A 21,389-nucleotide genomic window follows, 5' to 3' on the forward strand; every position below is an offset into this window, starting at 1 on the left:
TTCTGCCTGGAACGATTACTGCAGGACGATGGGATCAGCCAGGTTGTTGCCGACATCCATCAGGCTGTTGCCGTAGCTGTCCACCACATATACCTTTACTCTGTACCCTGCTCCCACTGCATTGAAGTGCGCCGTCAACCGCTCGGCTGTACGAATATCCTTCTCCAGCGCAATAATGCCGGCAGGCACATCCCCGTTCAACAATTGGAACACGACTACCTCTGTCCCTTCCTGCAGCATAGCCGCACCGGAATGAGGCTGTACGGTTACAGAGGCCGCGATCCCGCCATCTCTGCTCAATGCGCCGTCCATCAACAGAAACTCCGCTCCGCCCTCATACAGCGGCAGAAGCTCTGCATCCTTCAGCTGCTGCAGCGCATATTTCCCCCAAGGCAATTGGCCGGACATGGTCGAGTTAATCGCCACCTGGAAGGAAGACGTCCACGTTCCTTCTGAGGATGGCGCCGAGACGGATAGCGTATAGCTTCCCGGCCCGAGATCGAAATAATAGGAAAGCCTGTCCGGCAGCACATTTCCGTAGTCATCCGTTGCATCCGTTACTTCGAACCGCCCAAGGGCCGTAGAGCCCCAGCCGGCGCCATAATCAGCCGTATGCTCGACACTGCCGTCACTGCTTCGAATCGTAACCGATACGGATTCCTTGTCGGCTCCGTTCAATACAATCTCCCCGAACGCATGCACAGCCGGCATACTTCTCCCTTTCTCGAACACCAGCAACGCTTCATGCAATGCCGCACCGGCCGCATCAAGCATTGCCCTGGTCGATTGATTGTTCTCCGCGACCAGCACCGCTTGAGAAATTGCTTCTCGGAATACCGCTTTGGAGCCCGGAGTATACTGCCCGTCTTCCGTTCCTTCCACAGCTTCAAGATGAAGCTGCTTGGCCTCGGCAATTGCCGTCTCCAGCTCCTGTCGCGGCTCCAAGAACATAACGAACAGCACTTCTCTTGTTTCCTTGCCTGCACTCTCAGCCTCGACAATGACCCGATTCAAGCCATGCTCCAGCGTGAACGGGATAGCGAAATGCCCTGAAGCATCGGCCGTGCCGAGCAATAGATCGTTCACCTTGATCATCGCCTTCGGCTCCGTCTGTCCTTGAACCGTGATTGAGCCTTCTGCGACGATACCGTTATCCGCCGGATGATGAACCGTCAGGATCGGTCCCTTATACTTCTCAAGCAGCACTTCATCCAGCACTCTGCCAGTCGCTCCGGATGGCCCTTCGAAGCCCAGCACTCGCGCCATCGTAGGCGCCACATCGATAATGGATACAGGCTGGTCATAAATGATCCCCTTATTCACCGCTTCGCCGGAAATCATTGTAAATACACGCTGTGCGCGTTCATCCAGCGAATCGTGCTGTCCCCGAACCGTTCTCACTTGAGAAGGATCGCCCGTTTTGAAATTGTATGGCGCTTTTGGAGAAATTAACAAGTCCGCAAAGTGAGCCGGCGCTCCGCGCTTCATCAGCTCTTCCTGCAACAGATGAGTCCCGTAATACTCCTTCTTCTGCACCTCTTCAATGATTCTCTGCTTCACTTCATTCTCAAGCGGAATCAAATATTTGATCTGCGCCTGCAAGCCGACAGAAGTAACCACGATTTCCGTGTCCGCTTGAGCGCCTTCCCCTTCCTTATACAACGACTCCACCTTGAACTGACTTCCCCTCGTCTCCGTTCCAATCTCTGCAATCGTCTGCAGCAGATCGGGCAAGCTGGAGGTTGCAGGCGGAACCGGCTCTGTCGCATCCGCGGAATCGGCGCCATACATGATCATCCCGTGATCTGTCGTCAGGAAAATTGTCGTCTTGTCGTAAATGCCCCTGTCCTTCAATGCTTGCACGAGACGTCCCAGATCTGCATCCATTCGGCTTACGGTTCTTGCCATCGCATCATTATGCTCCGGGATGGATGGAGACACCACTTCATCATCGCGCGTATCATGCTCGTTGTGTCCGACACTGTCAATGTCATCGCCATAAATAGCCAGGTAGCGCGGCACATCCGGCATCGTCATCGTCTTGCCGCCGGATACAAACGATTCGCCCATAATGACCTTGATCATCTCGTCCACACGCTCGGTAAAGCCGCTAACGCCTCCGCCTTCGATATAGGGCTGCTGCTCATTGCCGGCGAATGCTCCCCGCTCCTGGAAGTACCAGGCATTGACTGCGGCAAGGCGAATTCCCCGCTTAACGGCAGCCTCCGCAATATTCTCCAATTGATTGTCTCTGCCGTACTGGATCACCGCATTCTTCTCCTCGTCGAAGTAACGGTAGCTGTTCCCCGTATCAACGGGCCAAGCGCCGGATACGATGGCCTGCTGCATCGGCCCCGTTATCGAAGGAATGCCTGTCCGGGCTTGCGTGAACAATACGCCCTCTTGCATTAACGCATTCAAATTCGGTGTCCCTTGATGTCCGTCCGCATTGGCCAACTCATACCAATGGTAGGAGAAGCCGTCCCAATTCACATACAGCACATAATTATTGCTTACTTCGGACAACATCAAATTGTTTCCTTGAGTATGAAGAGGTGCTGGCACATTCAGTAGATAGGCAATCGTGGGGGCAAGATCGACAATGCTCGTCTCGCCGGCAACTACGCCTACCTTGTCCAATTCAGTCACCTTCGGCCCCGCAATAACACCAAACATTTTTTGGGCGGATGACTCCAGTGAATCCGGACGCGACACCCCGACGCTTGCCGGATTGAAGCCATAGCCATCCTCTGGCACGACAAGAAGATCGGCGAAAAGTGGATGTACGCCCATGGCGTCCAGCTCATGCCGCTCCAGCACGTCTTTCACGTAAGGCTGGCTTTCGATTAACGCCACCAATCCGCCGACTTGCTCCGGCAATAACTGATTGAAGCGCAGCTGCATGTACTTCGCCTCATAATTTTTAATGGAGACCAAAGCGTGATCCCCTGAGGCATCGCCTCCGCTCACTTCTTTCACCGTATATCCGGCATCATTCAATACGGCATATAGCGTGGATTGCTTTTTCGCTTCCGTAAGCGCTACACCGCTGTGCGAGCTCAGCACATAGGTCGTTTGCCCCGGCGCGCCGTACTGATTGACCGCGTCCATCAGCTTGCCAAGCTGAATGTCTAATCCCTCCACAATGTGAAGCAGATCTTGCATATAGACTTCTTTGTCTGATACGACACTGCTTCGGTTCAGCATGTACAGATCATTGGAATATAAGTTGATATAATCCGGCTGTCCATAGTTGGACAATTGATAGACAGCTTCCGCAACCGTTGCCTCGAATTGATTGGGAGTAGAAATATACGTATAAGAGTCCGCTTGCTCCTGCGCTACCGATTGTTCATTGATCACAAGAGCCGTCCTGACGTTTTGTATCGATTCCGTCAATGTCTGGGCATTGTTCACGGTGCTGTTCAATCCCAGAACGCTGCTGCCGTCGAAATATTTATACGTATTGCCCGTTGTCATAGGGTATGCGCCCGTCATCGCGGAATACCGGGCACTTTCCACTGAAGGCAGCGTCGTATGATGATTGGACAAGAGCATGCCCGTATTCACCAATTGATCCAGATGAGGCGTGGGAATCAGATTTTGCTTGGCCAAGCTGTACAGCTCGCTGTAGAATCCATCCCAAGTCATATGGATGACCTTATCGTAGCTCCCCGCTTCGGCATGAATGACAGCAGGACCGCCGATACTGCCCATCACGATCGAAAGCATCAACATTATGTGAATAATACGCTTCTTTATCGCTGACATCTTATTCATTCCTCCCGATAGACATAGATCGTTTTCCGGCTGAATTTCTCCCGGCTCTTCGCCTGGATGACGAATCGGTTCATTCCCGGCAATAGATCCGCCGTCAATACGAATTCGCCCTTCGCGTCTGCCTGTCCAGCCAGCTTGCCGTTGACCTTCAACTCCGCTTCCGCCTCGGTCATGCCGGCGAATACAACGGTATCGCCCGCGTCCAAATGCTCTTCCAGCCGCTTCACTTGAAGCTTAGGCCCTCTGAGCGAACTTATCAAAACCCCGTCCAAGGCGGTCCCTACCGCGTCTCCAGGCCCTTCGAAGCCTAGCAATCTTGCAATCGTAGGGGCAATATCCACAATAGATACCGGACTGTCGTAGAGTATGCCCGGCAGGATGTCCGCACCGGAGAACATGGTGAAAATATGCCTTACCTGCTCGTGAAGAGAATCATGATTGCCTTCTACCATTCTCGTCTCGCTGCCCGGCCTGAAGTGGTATGGCGGGCATGCGGAAATAAGCAGATCGGCATATCCCGCTGCCACACCCCTCATGATAAGCTCATCGTTCATCAAGTGCTTTCCGTAATACGTTTTCCCCTTAAGCTGCGACAGCATATCATCCACCGCTTCAGAAGGAATCGGACACCTGAAACTGATCTGCGCCTGAACCGCCACGGGTACGACTACGATTTCGGTATCCTCCTTCGCCTGCATGCCTCCCTGAGCAAGAACTTCAACGTTGTAGCTTCTTCCAAGCCAGCGCTGGCCGCATTGCGCAATCGTATCCGCCAGATCATGCAAGCTTGTTAGTCCTCCAGGCCCGACATCCCCATCCGGATCGCGTGACTTCAATCCGTAATGGATCATGCCGTGATCTGTCGTAAGTATGATCGTCGTGGTCTCAAGCAGTCCCTGTTGGCTCAATGCCGCAACAAGCCTTCCGAGATCCGCATCCATCCGCATGATCGTCTCTGCGATATTGTCGTACCACTGCTGGCGTGTTCTTGCCGGACTCAGCCCGGCATAGGTCGTCTTGAAATTATGTCCGACAGAATCGATGTCGTCGGCGTATACCGACAATAGCCGGGGCAGCTCTTCGAACACGATGCTCTTATCCCCGGTTTCGACCGGTTCGCCATGAATGATCTTGATCATTTCATCAATCCGGACGCTGAAGTTGCTCGGCAGCTTCTTGATATAAGGCCGGCTTGTGTCCCCTTCCGCCGTCCCCCTGTTCTCGAAGTACCATGCGTTCACGGAAGCTACCGTTATATCGTGGCGCTGAGCCGCTTCCACTATGTTCTCCAGACGGTTATCCCTTGCGTACTGAATGACGCTGTTCTGCTCTTTGTTGTAATATTTGTAATGATTGCCCGTATCGACAGGCCAGGCGCCGGAGACGATGCATTGCTGCATCGCTCCTGTAATCGAGGGCACCCCTGTCTCGGATTTTGTGCATAACGCTCCGTTATCTATTAAGGCATTCAAATGCGGTGTGCCGCTATAATGATCGTTGACCATTCTGTACCATGTATAAGCGAACCCGTCCCAATTGATATAGATGACGTGACGGCTCTCCCGATTGCCTCTCATGCGCCTCACTCCGTTATGATGTCATTATTGGATGTTCGCGAACCATTCATTCGCTTCTTGCTCCAGCTTCTCGCCGCCGCTTGCTCTCCACTTCTCCACGAATTCATCGAAGTAGTCGACCGGCTTGTCTCCCGTAATCATGTTGATGAAAGCCTCATCTTCGATTTTCTTCAGTTCTTCCTTGTATTTGCTATCCGAAGGCAGCGGAGACAGCAACGCATTGGATATTCCGCCTATGTCGAAGTAATTTTCTTCCGCCCAATCAAATCTTGGTTTCGCCCGTTTGATCGCATATTCGGCCGGCTCGAACGGATTCAGCATAACGCCTATTTCCGTCAATTTCTTCGCATCCATATCATTGATGAAACCCGGGAAGCCCGTTTCCGCGTTATAATCCCAATGCTCGCCTTTCTTGCCGAAGATGCTGGTCAAGTAATCCTCGTAAGAGGCGTTCATGGCATCCAAGGTTTGAAGAATTTTCGCCAGCTTGTCCGGATCCTTCTCCAGTTGCTTGCCAAAGCCGACAAGCGTCGAGCCGACAACACTCGGCCCGCCAATGCCCATCAGGCCATCCGGTCCGACTGGCGGCTTGCCGTAGACAAGGCTTTCCGCCGCTTGGGAATTGATTTTGCTGAATTCCAGATAGTTCTCCGACTTCGTATCTCCTTCATGGAGAATCGGCTTCCAGTGGTAGAACGCGCCAATGCTGCTTAACCCGATTCTGCTATTGAAGAATGCATGGGAGAAAGCGTAGTATCCGCCTTGATTCTCGCCGGTAATAAACTCCGGATCGAGCACGCCGTCCTTATACCATTTGCTTAGCAGCTTCAACGCTTCCTTCACTTCCGGCTGCACGGATGCGTACACGAGCTTGCCGTCCCGCTCTTGCCATATGCCGGGCACATAGCCGAATGCGCCGTATACCGACTCCATTCCTGTCTGGGATAACCCGTACGTATCTTTCTTTCCGTTGTTGTCAGGATCTTCGAGCGCAAATTTATACATCGCCGTCTCGAATTGTTCCAGCGTCTCTGGAGCCTTGTCCATGCCGATTCCCTTCAGCCAGTCTCCTCTCCACACGATCGGCTTGCGCAGCGGGAAGCTGTTCGGCTTCGGTATGCCATACAGCTTGCCGTCAACCTTTCCGTATTTCAATCCGCCCGGAAGCTGCTTCTCGATCATCTCGTTATACAGGAACGGAGCATTTTCTTTCAGCATATCCTCTGGAATTTCCGCGAGCAGATCCTGCTTCACATATTTTTGCAATGTCTCGAAGCCATTTACATCCATGAGGTCCGGCACTTCTCCCGAGGCAAACCGCAAGTTCATAATTTCATGCCACTTGCCACCTTCAATATTCCAGACATCATAGTCCACATTTAGCTTGTCTTCCCAATATTTCAACATCTCGCCGTTTTCATCGACGGGAACAACAGCCGATTTGGCAACAGAGATCGTATACTTCTTATCTTCCTTCTGGCCGCCTCCCGCATCGGCCTGAGCATTATTCGAGCCCTGCTCTGCGCCATTGCCCCTTCCATTCGACTGGTTGTCCTGATTGCTTGATCCGCTGCACCCCGATAATGTGGCAACAACCGCCAGACTGAGCGCCAATACCCCAATGAAAGACTTGCCGGATTTGTTCAACAACACCATCTACCTCCACTGTTTTTTTATAATCAAGCGATTGAATGATCTCGCCGATTAACCTTTAAGAGAACCGATCATCATCCCTTTGACAAAATACTTTTGCACGAAGGGATAGACCATGATGATCGGTATCGTGGCAACCATAACTGTCGTAGCTTTAATCGTCTCCGGATTGGCCACCAAATCTTCATCCGCCATCGCATTCAAGTCCATCATGTCCTGCGTTCCCTCAAGCACGATTCTGCGAAGGACAACTTGTAGAACATGCTTGTCGGCATCCGATATATAGATCATGCTGTCAAACCATGCATTCCAATGCCCGACAGCCGTCCATAGACTGAGCGTGGCCACAATCGGCATCGACAGCGGGATGACAATCTGGAACAATATGCGGATTTCGTTAGCCCCATCGATCTTGGCCGACTCCTCCAGACTTTCCGGTATCGACATGAAGAAATTTCTCGCGATAATCATTTGGAACGTATGAATTAATCCTGGCAATACAAGCGCCCATACGGAGTTCATCAAGCCAAGCGATTTGACCAGGAAGTAGCTTGGAATCAAGCCCCCGGAGAAAAACATCGTAAAAACGATGAACGCCGTCCAGAACCCCCGATGGGGAAACTGCTTTTTCGCCAGCGGATATGCCGTAAATATCGTTACCAGCACAGTTAAGGCTGTTCCAATTAGCGTGCGAACCATCGTATTGGCGAACCCGGATGCGATAAAATCATTCGTAAGCACCTTCATGTAGTTGTCGAATGTGACCTTGGAAGGAATGATACGAATCTGCGTGAGTGAGACATCGCCGGGACTTAACGATAATGAAAGCAAAAACATGAACGGATAAATCGTCGAAAGGCACAACACGATTAAAAGGGTGTAGTTCAAAACATCGAATCCCTTTTCAATGGCGGTAGATTTCACATGCCCCATTCCTACATCTCCTTCTGCGGCAGCTGTCTACCATAGACCATAGTCATTCCACTTCTTGGCCAGAGCATTGGTCATGACGATCAGCACGAACGCGATAACATTTTTGAATAAACCGACAGCAGTAGCGAAGCTGTACTCCATCTCCACCATGCCCCGCCGGTACGTATATGTGCTCAGCACATCCCCGACACTGTATACAGCCGGATTATACATGTTGAATATTTGGTCAAAATCATCATTCACGATTTTGCCGACGGCAAAAATAAACATAATTGTAATAACCGGCAGCATGGACGGCAAAGTAATATAAAATATGTTCTGAATACGGTTGGCCCCGTCAACGGTCGACGCTTCGTACAGCTCCGGATTGATGGAAGTGAGCGCCGCCAAATAAATAATGGTTCCCCAGCCGACATCCTTCCATATATCCGTAGCGACCAGCACGCCGCGAAACCACGATGGGTCTGCCAAAAAATAAATCGGCTTCAACCCAATGGATTGCAGAAAAATATTGATCGGACCTATCGAGGGCGACAAAAATTGAACGAATAAGCCCGCAATGACAACCCAAGATAAAAAATGCGGCATATAACTGATCGTTTGAACCGTTCGCTTGAACAGGACATGCCTGACCTCATTCAATAGAAGCGCCAGAATGATGGGCGCCGGGAAGCCGAATATGAGCTTATAAAAGCTGATGACGATCGTATTGCGGAACACTTCCCAAAAGCTGCCCAGAGAAAACAAATCGCGGAAATGCTCTAAACCGACCCACTGGCTTCCCCATATCCCTTCACTGAAGCGGTAATCCTTGAAAGCGATCATAATGCCGTAAATCGGAAGATATTGAAAGACAATATAATAGATAATCGCCGGCACAAAAAGGAGCACCAAATACTTCTGCTTGTAATAAGAGACCCACCATCTGCGTTTCGATCGTTCCCTCGGAGAATCCTTACTCCCCACTGCAACAGACACCTTCATTCACCTCTCTCTCGCTTTTTTCTTTCCGGGATCGCTCCCTCGCTTAAACGTACACAAACCGTCTGGAACGAGGAATAGGAAAGAACGCAAAAGGTATAAAAAAAGGAACTTGAACAACTTAAATTTCTCTACAACATATAAAAAAAGCCGAATTTCGGCCGATTTTGATACATTTTCTTCTTTTTATAGAATTAATCGTGAATATTTACGATAGCTCAACAATGTTTTTCAACTTTTTTCAGCCTAATTAACGCACTTGCACTGCTCAATCAACTTTACAATATGTTAACGAATCCCATAAATCCTCTTAATACAGACGTGATAAAGTAAACGTTAACAAACACAGCAAGGAGCGCTTGCCATGAGATGGTTCAGCCGGTTGAATACCGTTTTTTACAAGCTTGTCATGTCATATGTTGCATTAATCTTCATTACAATCCTATTTGTCGGCCTGGTCTCCTATCATTACTTCTCTACTATCTACAATGAAGAACTGATGAAAATGGAATCCAAAATATTAAACCATACCAGTCAGAACTTGCTGAATGACGTTGTGGACGTTGTAGAAAGAAGCTACATTCATGTCACCATGGGAGACTCTCATGTCAGTCCCGCAGCCTTCTTATTCGATCATCCCTTGGATGGAAATCATGAAAAAGTACATATCACACAGCAGTATCTGAATAAAGTTGCCGCCTCCCATTCGGAAGTGCTGGATTCCATCAGCATCTATTATCGTTCGAATGATATTGTGATATCGTCATTGTCGGGAGTAACGTATTTGGATGAGCAACGAGCATCGATTGATTTGGAGTGGCTGAACCGTGGTCATAATAAGCAGGATGAGACAATATGGATGGAAGCTAAAGCGGTTCCGCGCAATATCCATTCCAATACGCATACCGCCAAGCTTATCACGTTCATTCGGCCGTATCCGTATGCCGTTCAGCCAGGAGAGGCAAAGGGCTATATCGCCGTACACATCAAAGAAAGCATGCTGAAAAAGCTCATCCATTCCGAGAAAAGCTCCGATGGAAATATGCTGTTGATCGGCAAGGAAGGGGCGGTCCTTACGCATAATTTCCCCGCTAATCTAGGCGGCTCGTTGACGACATTGCCATTCTACCGGCAGGTGACCGCTCCAAGCAGCCGCGACGGCAGTTTCATTACGGATGTCGGCGATACCGAGACATTGATTACATCGGTTACGGTCCCAGGCACGGAATGGAAGCTTGTAAGCGCAACGCCTGTCAGCGAGTTCTATAAAAAAACAGTGCCTCTTCGCCATACATTGCTTACCATCTGTATCGCGGCTATTGCCATCGGGATCGTCATCTCGAACATATTCACGATACGTATCTATAACCCGCTTCGCCCTATTATCAACAAAGCGAAAAGTGTATTCGATCAAGGAAAATCCGGTCACCAGCTTGAAGAGAATGAGTTCTCGCTATTGGATCGCGTCATCAACAATTTATCCGTAAAAATTAATGATCTCGAGAACACGATTGATTCCAATGCGCCATTAATAAAGCACCATATGGTCGTTGGCCTGCTTCATGCCAGAATTCAATCCAGGAATGAATTGGAAGGGACGATGCGATTAATCGGCCTGCAGTTGCCTTATCTGAAGCATACGGCAGTGCTGATACAGCTTGACCGAGCAACCATGTCGCAGTTGACGCTGGAAAACCGCCAGTTCATCAAATTCAATTTGATCAAGAAGCTGGAACAGTGGGACAAGGATAACACGAGGCTGCTTGCGGCGGAGTTGTCCGAATATGAATTATGCGCTATCGTAAGCGCGAACGACGATGTGACAAAAAAACTGGAGCGGCTCCACAAGGACGCGAAGGAGTACGCACATGACAACTTTATGATGAAGCTGACCTTCTCGGCAGGAAGACCCGCATCATCGCTGCTTGAGCTGGAGCCATCATGCCGGGAAGCGGCGGCGGTGCTCAAGTATGCACTCATTCATCCCGAACAATCGTTGTTCTTCGCCGAGGCATGGATGCCGAGGGAGGAACGAGACGAAGAAATGCCGGCAGAGCTGACGGCGCGCTTCTCCAGCGAGCTACGTTCAGGACGGCTGTCTCAGGTAAAGGCGGTAGTAGAGGAATTCCAGCGATTGTCGCAGTCGGGAGCTTACTCCGCCGATCATTGCTGGGCCAAGTGGAACGAACTGACAGATGCATTCCGGTCCTATCTGGAGGATCTGCCCTTGAAGGGGAGCGAGAGCCCATACGATGAGCGGTTGAAGGTCAGTGTGTCTCCAGTCGACATCTTAAGCTGCAAGTCCATGCTGATACAGGCAATTGAAGATACCTACCAAAGCATCGAAGCACTGTCGAACCAAAAAAACCGCAATATCGTTACGGCCGTCAAGCAATATATATCCGATAATCTGCAACAATCGATCTCTCTTGAATCTGCTGCCGAACATGTCCGTATCAGCGGCAAATATTTGAGCCGGTTGTTCAAAGAAGAGACGGGACTGAACTTCTCCGAATACGTAAACCGAAAAAGATTGGAACTGGCAGAGCGGTACATTCTCACTTCCGACATGACCATTGAACAAATATCCGCACATGCAGGCTTCAACAGCTCTGCGTATTTCATCAAAAAATTCAAAGAGACCTATAGTGTTACACCTCGCATGTACAAGCAATATTACTTGTCTGAAGACAAGGGAACGCCAAAGAAGGAGCTCGCCCATTGAGCTCCTCCCCATCTCCGACAGCCGCATTGACGGTTCGATTTATTCCATTTCATCCGGATTGATCGCGACGCACGCTCACTTCCGTCGCTTGCCCGCGATAATATTATGTGTCTTCGTTAAATACTTCTTCACTTGTCCGTAATCTGCGCTTGCCACTCCGGCGAACAGCATGTCGATAATCGTCAGCATAGCAATTCGCGAGCCCATAGCCCCGCTACGAATCGAGATCTCGGGTGTCGATATGCTAAGCAGTATATGCGCCCGCTCCGACAGCTCGCTCTTGTTATATTTCGTAATGGCAATAGCCTTAGCTCCGTTCTTGCGGGCAATCTCCAGCGCCTCCAGCACTTCCGGCGTCTCACCCGAATTAGAGATGAAGATCGCGACATCCCCTCTCTCCAGCAGCGTAGCAGCGGTCAACTGACTATGACCGTCGGTATAGGCATGACAGATCTTATTAATGCGAGTGAACTTCTGTTCCGCATCCTGACAGACGAGACCAGACGCCCCGATGCCAAAAAAAACAATCCGCTTGCTTGCACGCAGCGCTTGAACGGCCTTCTCTACAGCTCCACGATCGATCACACTAAGCGTATCTTCGATAGAACGCATATTGTTGCGGCTTACATTCGAAATAATCGTCCCCAGATCGTCTCCCGCCTGAATGTCCGTATACTGCCCTCCCGCTTCGTCGTCCATAGACCCCAATGAAGCGGATATACTCACGATAAAGCTGCGATAGCCGTTATAACCCATCGTTTTACAGAAGCGTAGTACGGATGCGTCGCTTGTTTTGCTAGCTTGAGCCAGACTTTTTATTGAGAGATGAGGAATCTCCTCCTTATTCGCCAATATATATTCTGCGACCAAGCGCTCTACCGGCGTCAGGCTATCTTTTCTATCCCGAATTTTGATCAACACATTATCGTTTATCGCCACTGGAAGCCGCTCCTTAACCGTACATATTTTTGCATATAAATCGTATACGCAAATTTGATAATTGACAAGTACCGCATACGCAATCCTAGCATAGAAGGGGACTCCCCTCATTATATTAAAATTTTATTTTAAAACAAAAATATTATAATGATAAATTTATTACAGAATTTATTTTCGGTCAAGATTAGACCTCGTTATTCTTTCATCATCATACCAACTTAATCTGCTAGAAAGAACTAGCAAGGATTCGCCCCCATTCGACAATGCTCTTACAAAAACAATTGGAATAAAGGAATGATTGTCGTATATTAAATAGTATGATGCCTATACAACCTAAAAAAGTATTTCACCTTACAATTGCACTTCTATTGTTTATCTCGCTGCTGCTGTCCATACGTTGGTGGTGGCTGTCAAGCAATACGCCCTCTGCCCATCCTCATGCGGTCCAGGGGGTACTTGACTTGCGAGGATGGAGCAATGACCGTGCTCTCCCGATCACACTGGATGGAGAGTGGGAATTATACCCTGATCAACTGTTAACGGATACGCCGATGAAGCCGGATAGCTTCATCGCCCCTCAATATATTGCAGTGCCCGGAGACTGGGGACACATCATACAAGGAGAGCAGTATCCTTCCTTTGGCTTTGGCACTTACCGACTGCGTATATTGCTGGACGAACCTCCACTCGAGCCGCTTTCCTTCTGGATTCAGGAGATTCAGACCTCCTCCATGATCGTCGTGAATGGCGAGCGTATGGAACCTATTGGTCTGCCCTCTTCCGATAAGAGTGGCTACAGACCCAACAATTCGTCGTATACGTTGAGCTATGAATCGGATACTGAGACGACAATTGAACTGCTAGTCGGCGTAAGCAATTATGATCATCCGCACAACGGGGGGATTACCGGTTCTATTCGATTCGGCGAGCAGGCAACGGTAGATTCTCAGAGATGGTATTCCATCGGCTTTCAGCTGGCGACCTTCATCATTCTTATGCTTCATGCCCTATATGCCGGCATTCTCTACTTTATCCATCCATTGAATCCCAAGCACCTACCCTTTTTAAGCTTGTTCTTGCTGCTCATTACCGCAGGAATTACGATCGTTGCCGATCATGACCGCATCCTGTTTCTTTGGTTTCCCATCTCATACGAGTGGTCTACGCGGATTCTTGCACTTACATACTTGTGGTTTCCTTTTTTCTTGCTGAATCTAACTACATCATTCCTGAGACAACAGGGCAGAAGTCGATTGCGTCATCTATACTTGACGGCATTGATTGCTTATACATTGCTGGTGTGTCTAACATCCGTTCCCGTCATGGATAAGATAAGAACCTATCCTATTACAATCGCGCTCTATCTGCTGCCGCTGGCATGGTGCGTATGGCTGTCGGGCAAGCTGGTGCTGACCAAGCAGCGCAATGCGATGTTATTGTTGTTCGCCGTAGCAAGCGTCATCTCCAGCGTCTTGTGGGGATTGTTCTATTCCTCGCATGAAAATGTCGGTATGTATTACCCCATCGACATCATCATTGCGATTATCGGATTCTCTACGTATTGGTTCAGGGAGTTCATGCATAATTCGGAGGACAATATTCAGTTGAACAAGCAACTGCTGAAAACAGACAAGCTGAAGGATCAATTCCTGGCCAATACGTCCCATGAGCTCAGGACACCACTGCACGGCATGATGAACATCGCCCAGAATCTGGCCACCCACGCGAGAACGAATATGGACGAACAGAGCTATAAAAATCTGCAATTGCTCATACGCATCAGCCGACAGATGTCTTATCTTCTGGACGATCTGCTGGAGATGGCCCAGTTGCGGGAGAACCGCATTGTGTTGTATAAGGATGCTGTACATCTGCAGTCAGTCGCGTCCGTAGCCATTGATATGCTGTCTTATCGGGTAGAAGGCAAGCCGGTACGCCTTCAGATGAACATTGATGAGTCCTTCCCTTCCGTCATAGCGGATGAGAAGCGTGTGGTGCAAGTACTGATTAATTTGGTGCAAAATGCGATTAAATTCACTGACAAAGGGGAAATCTCCATCTCGGCAGAGAAATGCGGCGATATAGCGGTGATTCAGGTCGCGGATACGGGAATCGGAATGGACGAAGAAACGCAATCGCGTATATTCCTGCCCTATGAGCAAGGTTCTGCCCACATAAGCAACGGTATCGGACTTGGATTGAACATCTGCAAGCAGCTCGTCGAGCTGCATGGCAGCGAGCTGACCGTGGCATCCGCTCTCGGCAAGGGCACCGTCTTCCGCTTCTCCCTCCCGCTCTGCGAAGCTGCAAGCGACACGGCTGTCCTGCGCAAGGACAGCTCGCTTACGAAGCAGAGTTATGAGCTGTTCGCGGACACAGACGTGTGGACTGAGGAAGTAGCCGCAGACGCTATAATTCATGCCGCCGCATCTGACGCAGGTAAGTCCCGGATTCAACTACTGGCTATCGATGACGACCCCGTCAACTTGAAGGTGCTTGCCGGCATACTGCCCGCAGAGCAATATCAGGTCACTTCCGTCACATCGGCTCAGGAAGCTCTTAGCCTTCTGCGCTCGAAGCCATGGGATATCGTCTTGACCGATGTTATGATGCCCCATATGTCCGGCTATGAGTTAACGCGAAGAATAAGGGAGCACTTCACCATGTCGGAGCTGCCGATTCTGCTGTTGACGGCACGGAGCCAGCCATCCGACATCTACGCCGGCTTCATGGCCGGAGCGAACGACTACGTCTCCAAGCCGGTCAACGCCTTGGAGCTGAACTACCGGATCAACGCGCTCGCTGCGTTAAAGCATTCTGTCAAGGAGAGGCTCCGTCTGGAGGCGGCTTACTTACAAGCCCAGATACAGCCGCACTTTCTGTTCAACACCTTGAACTCCATTATGGCGCTAAGTCATATTGATCAGAACAAAATGTCCAAGGTGGTGGAAGCGTTCACCTCTTACTTGCGAATAAGCTTCGACTTCCTGAACGCCGGGGAGCAAGTTCCAATTGCCTATGAGCTGAAGCTGGTGCAAGCGTATCTGTTCATCGAGAAGGAGCGATTCGACGACAGATTGACCATCGTCTGGGAAGTCGATTCCTCCATCCAGACTACTCTGCCTCCTCTAACGATTCAGCCGCTCGTGGAGAATGCCGTCAAGCATGGACTCCATGCGCAACGCGAAGGCGTCACCGTCGTCATTCGAGTCGTGCATGGCGACAACGCTATTCTGGTTGAAGTCGAAGACAACGGCAGCGGCATGAGCCAGCAACAGATCCATGACCTGCTGGGCAACAGCAAGAAGAGCGAAGGAGGCATAGGAATCTACAACACGAATCGACGGCTGATGCAGCTTTACGGCACCGGTCTGCACATCGTCTCGGAGGTTGGCGCGGGCACGACAGTATCGTTCCGCATTCCTTGGCACGATACTTAACTTACGAACGATGGGCAAGATACCACTCCGTCACTTCTTCGCTTGGAACCGTATCAAGCTGCTGCTCCAGTATAGCGGTCAGCGAACGATACTGCTCCTCCATCCCTACCGGATGATGAATAGCGGTGTACAGCTTCATAAGGTTGAAATAGCTTTCCTCTATTAATGGGTCCACTCGCTGCATATGCAGTTGAACGCGAATGGCATCCTCACGCAATCCCTGGGCGAGATAGTAGTCGCTCAGCTTGACGGTATGCGTAATCCAGAGCCATCTCAACCGATCCTGCTCCGCTTGCGCCCAGGCATAATCGTAATCCGCCAAGTAGCCGCCCTCGTAATCGGCAAGAACCTGCTCATAGTCTTGAACATTGCCGGCGTGAAGCGGCTCCAGCGCATCGAGCTTCCCTTCCCACTCGCTCACATCGAAGGCAACATTGCGCCAGTACAGCTTGTAGCCTTCCGTTAATCTCGCATTCTGAATCTGTATCACTTCGCCGCTCATCTCCTTCAACGTGCGACGTGCCTGATAGATCGTCGTATAGAGCTGCTGCGAGGCTTTCCTCTCTTCTATCCCCGACCATAGCAGCTCTAGCAGACTGTCCTTCCTGACGATCTGGTTGCGATAGTGGAACAAGTAAGCGAATAGCTCCTGCGCTTTGTTCGTGCGCCACTTGATTAGCTCCGGCTCTCTACCTGGCTGCTGGAAGCGAATGTTCTGGAAGAAACAGACCCTTCCTCCCTCTTCCTTGGCCAGGTCTGTCGCGGCTGCTCCCGATTGTATGCGTGAACGCAGCCGTTCGATCGTCTTATGTAACCTCTCATTGTGAACGGGCTTCAGGAGATAGTCTAGCGCATTCAGCTCGAATGCTTGTATCGCGTAGTTGTCATAGGCGGTCACGAATACAATCTCTATGTCGGGGAGCTCGTTCTGAATGTGAATGCCCGCTTGCAGCCCGTTCATTACAGGCATCGATATATCAAGGAATACCACATCCGGTCGTAGATCTCTCACTGCTTGAATGGCCTCCATAGCGTCCAGATAGGTACCAACAATTACAATGTCTTCGAGCTTCTCCAACATCATCTTCATCTGAACAATCGACAACTTCTCGTCATCAACCAGCATTATTCTCATTGTGCGCGTCCTCCTGTCCACCTATCATTATCCCTAGTATTAGAAGGAAATCCCATAGCAACAGCGAATGATAACTATATTATATTATACATAACTGTCGAAAGGTGGAGAAATGCAAATTGTTGCAAACAAACAGCAAGAAATGGTTCAGTTCGATCTTACTGATAGTCAGCATACTTATCGCGCTTGGGGCGGTACCCGTTCCCGCTTATGCCGAACTTGACTTGGATGGCGAACTAGAGACCTTAATTCGACAAGAGCTTCATATGGATGAGAACGCTCACGTTACGGAGGAGGAGGTCGCCGTTCTCACTTCCTTCAGCGCCGACAAGATGAGGAATATTGCGTCGCTGCAAGGCATGGAGCATGCCGTATACCTCGAATCGCTTTTCTTGGACGACCAGAGCATTACAGATTTATCACCTGTGAAGAGCCTCAAGCGCCTGAAGTGGATCAGCGTGGCGAACAATAATATAAGCGATCTGTCACCGCTTAATACGCTTACAGAATTGCGGTATGTTAATGTGTACGGCAATCCTCTTAACGAAGAAGCCGATGCCGTCATAGCGGAATTGCAGGCAAGAGGAGTTACCGTTGAGAATGTGCTCCTGCCGGAGCCAGCAGCGCAGCCTATTGCCGTCTTTAATGATGCCGAGCAGTTGACGTTCGAGATTGATCCCTTTATCGAGAGCGGCACGACGATGGTCCAATTCCGGCCGCTCTTCGAAGCATTCGGACTGGAGATCGGATGGGATGGGGAGACAAGAACGGTAACCGGGACGAAGGAACGGCTGAAGATTGAATTGGCCATCGGCAGCACGACGGCTCGCGTGAACGATCTGGAGGTGACGCTGCCGCAAGCTCCGACGCTGAAGGACGGGAACACGATGATTCCGCTTCGCTTCGTAGGCGAAGCTACGGGTAGAAGAGTGTTGTGGAACGGCGAGGCGCGAACGATCGATATCAACCAGACGGTAACCTCCTATAATTTCGACATGCTGTTCTCGAACGATATCGCCTACGAAGGAGACAGCGTGGATGGGATGCCACACGGGAAAGGAAAATACTTCTATAAAGGCACTCTGCTGTATGAGGGAGAGGTCGTCAACGGCGTCATTGAAGGCAACGGCATCATGTATGATGCATCCTACCCCGATTCCTATTATGAAGGAAAGTTCAGCAACAATCGCTTCCATGGATTTGGAAAGACCATCTATAACAACGGTTCCTACCACATCGGCGAATACGCGGACGGCATGCGCAAGGGCGAAGGCAAGCTGTATGCTTCCGATGATCAATTGGTTTACGATGGCATGTTCCAGCACGACGCTTTTCACGGACAGGGAACGTTCTACGGAGAAGGCTTCAAGTACGACGGGGGTTTCTATCTCGGCTATGCCCATGGCAACGGGCGGGAGTACGTGGACGAGGAGCTGACGAATACGGGTGAATGGCACCATGGCTCCAAAATAGCGGGAGAGACCTATCTAAATGGGAACCTGTGGTACAAGGGCGATTATCTGAACGGAAGCCCGAACGGCATGGGCGCGTTCTACAACGAAGCAGGCGAACTTGCCTATCGGGGAAGCGTAAGCTTCTACGAGCAATCGGGAATAGGTATCCTCTATTATGAAGACGGCAGACGATATATAGGAGAGGTACTCGATGGAATAGCAGAGGGCCAAGGCGTACTGAAGGCTGCGGACGGGACCGTCATTCACGCAGGTCAATTCTTCGACGGCGAGATCGACGAGAATCCCGAAGAGACCGCCGCCAGCTCCGCTTACACAATGAAGCAGTTAAGGAGAGGGGCGACTCATTTCGTCATTGACGGCTTAGAGAACAATAATCTGGGACTTACTCCGCAGCAGGCGATGATGTTCATCGAGCTGGGCTCCGAAGAGCATCTGCAGCAGTTCAATAAGCTGACACAAGAAGACAAGATTGCCTTCATGAACGGTTACGCGCAAGCACATTGGGGAGAAGTGCTCGGTGTCGATGAATGCTTTACCTTCATCGTATACAACCAGCACGCTTATGCCTCAGCAACACTTAGCTACGAGATAGCTTCCGAGGATGTAGAGATGGAGACAGATTCCGAAGGATGGCAGATTTTCGAGTAAGGACAGCATACTGGAGTGGAAGAGAAAGAGGGCGGCATCCCGGCCGCCCTCTTTCATTGCTTGTTAACCTCTTCACCATATGGACAAGCCGCTGTAACGCATTAGTCTTATAAGCATGACTGCCGCTTCAGCACGGCTGGCATAGTCAGTAGGTTGGAAGCTACCTTGCTCGTCCCCCCGGACAATACCGGCGGAAGCGGCAAATTGAACGTCCTTTTCTGCCCAATCCGCAATGTCATCCTGATCGTTGAATGATGGGTTCTTATTTTCTAGAGCAATACCAAAGTAACGCAACGTGCGAACAATCATAATAGCCATCTCCTGACGGGTAACGACCGCATTCGGACGGAACGTTCCATCCTGATACCCCGTAACGATTCCTGCATTCGTCGCTCCAGCTACAGCCTCCTCATACCATTGACCTTGAACATCGCTGAATGACGTTGCTGCTTCTGCAGCTTTCATTCCTAATATTCTGGACAGCAAAGAAGTGAATTCTGCACGAGTAATTGAACTATCCGGATCAAATCTGGAATCGCTCCGCCCCTCAATAATGAGCATAGAAGCCAATAGCTCTACATCATGACGAGACCAATGACCCGCGAGATCGAGAAATTCTACAGAACGATCCATCACGAGATAAGTTCCTGCTGATTGGCCGCTGGAGCGAATGTACCATTGTTGCTGTTGATCATCAAATTGGAAGTTAGAAGATATGAACCTCAATTGCTGAGCGTTCTCATCCCATCGCGCCAATATGGAGCCTTCCATAGGCCTCTCTCCGCTAACCGTTACGGACAGACTGAGCATCTCTTCCGCTTCCAGTTCCCCTTCCTCACCTGACATATCGCGATACTGGATCGTAAAGGTTACAGGACTAATCACTGTTTTAGCCCCAAGCCGCTGTGCGATCTGTTGCACTTTGGCATGAATTGCCTTGTCCGGCTCGCCAATCTTCAAGGTGACCGTCTCCATATCGGCCGTTGTTTTGTCCGCATACGCCTTCTTTACATCTGCGAACGAAAGCAACACACTACCGCGATTATTTCGAACTTCCAGAGCAAAGTCCTTATCAATGGCTAATGTATCATTTAAAACTTTTCTGCTGATATGCACCTGTGTCTCGCTATCTGCATTCACACTGATGACCATATGTCCCGAACGGGCTTGCTCTGGCGAAATCGTATATGACGTGTTCCCAGCATCTGACATGATTCGAATAACGGAGAGCGCGTGCCAAGGGATCTGGACGCTGCCGATCGTCTGTATAGAGATGGACAGACTGCTCTTCGCACTAACATTGCCAGCCGCATCTGTTGCCGTTGCAGACAGCTCAGCTTTGCCAAGAGGCACGTCAACAAGCTCGATGGACCACGTTCCGTCAGCCGCTGTCGTCACGACGCCTTGTATATGATGATCAACGACTGTAACAGCGACCTTGCTTCCCGGTTCTGCAGTACCGCTAATCATTGGATTGCGGGTGAAGAACGCTCCTCCATCCGTTATTGTAAATACAGGAGCAGCTGGCGCTATAGTGTCCACATGGATACCGCTAAGATCAACAGACGGCAATGACAGCATAAGGGCATTACCTGCCGCATCCGCTATAGTTCCGCCGTTCAGCTTCATCGATGCTCCCCAATCCATGCCGTCCGCATCGTTCACGCCTTCAGCAATTGTATAGGCAAACGTTAGCTTGTCCGTTGGCATCGCACTCGATCCGGCGTATTCCGCTTGCACCGTTATCCCTCCGATAATAAGCTCTATCGATGGTGTGCCGCCTATCGTATTGACAACGACAGGTTCGCTTACTGCAAAATGGAACTCCAGCTTCTGTCCAGCCTTATAGCTGGCTTCTGCAGGAAGCTCCACACCCACTGCGTAAGGTGCAGTCGCATCCACCTTGATGCCGCTTATGTCCGGCAATGTCGCAAGTCTCAAGTCCGCCGCATTGCCTGCCGCATCCTGAATCGTTGCGCCGTTCAGCTCCAGCGGCGCGCTCCCGGCGAATGCTAGGCCGTCGCCGTCCAGATCGCCGGACTGCACCTCGTACGCGAACACCCATTCAGTAGGACTGGAGGCTGTCGCATCATATTGCGCTTC

General features: G+C 50.3%; 11 protein-coding genes. 3 read left to right on the forward strand and 8 right to left on the reverse strand.

Going from position 1 to position 21,389, the window contains the following annotated elements; genetic code table 11:
- Nucleotides 1-15: 15 nt before the first annotated feature.
- The 5 genes from ACFQ2I_RS11105 to ACFQ2I_RS11125 are packed head-to-tail and all read right to left on the reverse strand — an operon-like array spanning nucleotide 16 to nucleotide 8,921.
- Nucleotides 16-3,771 carry an alkaline phosphatase family protein gene (locus ACFQ2I_RS11105; protein ID WP_377564234.1) on the reverse strand — a complete coding sequence of 1,252 codons (3,756 nt, stop codon included), beginning with the start codon at nucleotides 3,769-3,771 and terminating at the stop codon, nucleotides 16-18.
- 5 nt (nucleotides 3,772-3,776) lie between these two features.
- On the reverse strand, nucleotides 3,777-5,357 hold the full coding sequence (locus ACFQ2I_RS11110) for an alkaline phosphatase family protein (RefSeq protein WP_377564235.1): 1,581 nt from the start codon (nucleotides 5,355-5,357) through the stop codon (nucleotides 3,777-3,779).
- A 24-nt stretch (nucleotides 5,358-5,381) separates the two neighbouring features.
- Nucleotides 5,382-7,010 carry an ABC transporter substrate-binding protein gene (locus ACFQ2I_RS11115; protein WP_377564236.1) on the reverse strand — a complete coding sequence of 543 codons (1,629 nt, stop codon included), beginning with the start codon at nucleotides 7,008-7,010 and terminating at the stop codon, nucleotides 5,382-5,384.
- Nucleotides 7,011-7,061: 51 nt separating this feature from the next.
- The gene (locus tag ACFQ2I_RS11120; RefSeq protein ID WP_377564237.1) at nucleotides 7,062-7,943 is read right to left on the reverse strand and encodes a carbohydrate ABC transporter permease; all 882 of its coding nucleotides are present in this window, start codon (nucleotides 7,941-7,943) and stop codon (nucleotides 7,062-7,064) included.
- Between the two features lie 27 nt (nucleotides 7,944-7,970).
- Nucleotides 7,971-8,921, reverse strand: coding sequence for an ABC transporter permease (locus ACFQ2I_RS11125; protein ID WP_377564238.1), 951 nt, complete (start codon nucleotides 8,919-8,921; stop codon nucleotides 7,971-7,973).
- Nucleotides 8,922-9,288: 367 nt separating this feature from the next.
- Between ACFQ2I_RS11125 and ACFQ2I_RS11130 the strand changes: the two genes are divergently transcribed.
- On the forward strand, nucleotides 9,289-11,649 hold the full coding sequence (locus ACFQ2I_RS11130) for an AraC family transcriptional regulator (RefSeq protein ID WP_377564239.1): 2,361 nt from the start codon (nucleotides 9,289-9,291) through the stop codon (nucleotides 11,647-11,649).
- Nucleotides 11,650-11,724: 75 nt separating this feature from the next.
- Here the strand turns inward: ACFQ2I_RS11130 and ACFQ2I_RS11135 are convergent, their stop codons facing one another.
- Complete coding sequence (locus ACFQ2I_RS11135; protein WP_377564240.1) at nucleotides 11,725-12,588, reverse strand: MurR/RpiR family transcriptional regulator; 864 nt, start codon at nucleotides 12,586-12,588, stop codon at nucleotides 11,725-11,727.
- 461 nt (nucleotides 12,589-13,049) lie between these two features.
- Between ACFQ2I_RS11135 and ACFQ2I_RS11140 the strand changes: the two genes are divergently transcribed.
- Nucleotides 13,050-16,028 carry a hybrid sensor histidine kinase/response regulator gene (locus tag ACFQ2I_RS11140; protein ID WP_377564241.1) on the forward strand — a complete coding sequence of 993 codons (2,979 nt, stop codon included), beginning with the start codon at nucleotides 13,050-13,052 and terminating at the stop codon, nucleotides 16,026-16,028.
- A gap of 1 nt (nucleotide 16,029) precedes the next feature.
- Here ACFQ2I_RS11140 and ACFQ2I_RS11145 read toward each other — a convergent pair whose 3' ends face one another.
- Nucleotides 16,030-17,163 carry a response regulator gene (locus tag ACFQ2I_RS11145; protein WP_377564242.1) on the reverse strand — a complete coding sequence of 378 codons (1,134 nt, stop codon included), beginning with the start codon at nucleotides 17,161-17,163 and terminating at the stop codon, nucleotides 16,030-16,032.
- A 119-nt stretch (nucleotides 17,164-17,282) separates the two neighbouring features.
- On the opposite strand from ACFQ2I_RS11145, the gene ACFQ2I_RS11150 reads away from it, so the two are divergent.
- Nucleotides 17,283-19,286, forward strand: a complete 2,004-nt coding sequence (locus tag ACFQ2I_RS11150; RefSeq protein ID WP_377564243.1) for a stalk domain-containing protein — start codon at nucleotides 17,283-17,285, stop codon at nucleotides 19,284-19,286.
- Between the two features lie 72 nt (nucleotides 19,287-19,358).
- Here ACFQ2I_RS11150 and ACFQ2I_RS11155 read toward each other — a convergent pair.
- The coding region (locus ACFQ2I_RS11155; protein WP_377564244.1) for an S-layer homology domain-containing protein at nucleotides 19,359-21,389 on the reverse strand (2,031 nt) is incomplete at its 5' end.

The sequence above is a fragment of the Paenibacillus chungangensis genome (assembly GCF_042675905.1).
Lineage (GTDB): Bacteria > Bacillota > Bacilli > Paenibacillales > Paenibacillaceae > Pristimantibacillus > Pristimantibacillus chungangensis.

Excerpts from the sequence above, each read along its gene's own strand:
- ACFQ2I_RS11105 (WP_377564234.1), bottom strand. The coding sequence starts at position 3,771 with ATGTCAGCGATAAAGAAGCGTATTATTCACATAATGTTGATGCTTTCG.
- ACFQ2I_RS11120 (WP_377564237.1), bottom strand. The coding sequence starts at position 7,943 with ATGGGGCATGTGAAATCTACCGCCATTGAAAAGGGATTCGATGTTTTG.
- ACFQ2I_RS11110 (WP_377564235.1), bottom strand. The coding sequence starts at position 5,357 with ATGAGAGGCAATCGGGAGAGCCGTCACGTCATCTATATCAATTGGGAC.
- ACFQ2I_RS11130 (WP_377564239.1), top strand. The coding sequence starts at position 9,289 with ATGAGATGGTTCAGCCGGTTGAATACCGTTTTTTACAAGCTTGTCATG.
- ACFQ2I_RS11145 (WP_377564242.1), bottom strand. The coding sequence starts at position 17,163 with ATGAGAATAATGCTGGTTGATGACGAGAAGTTGTCGATTGTTCAGATG.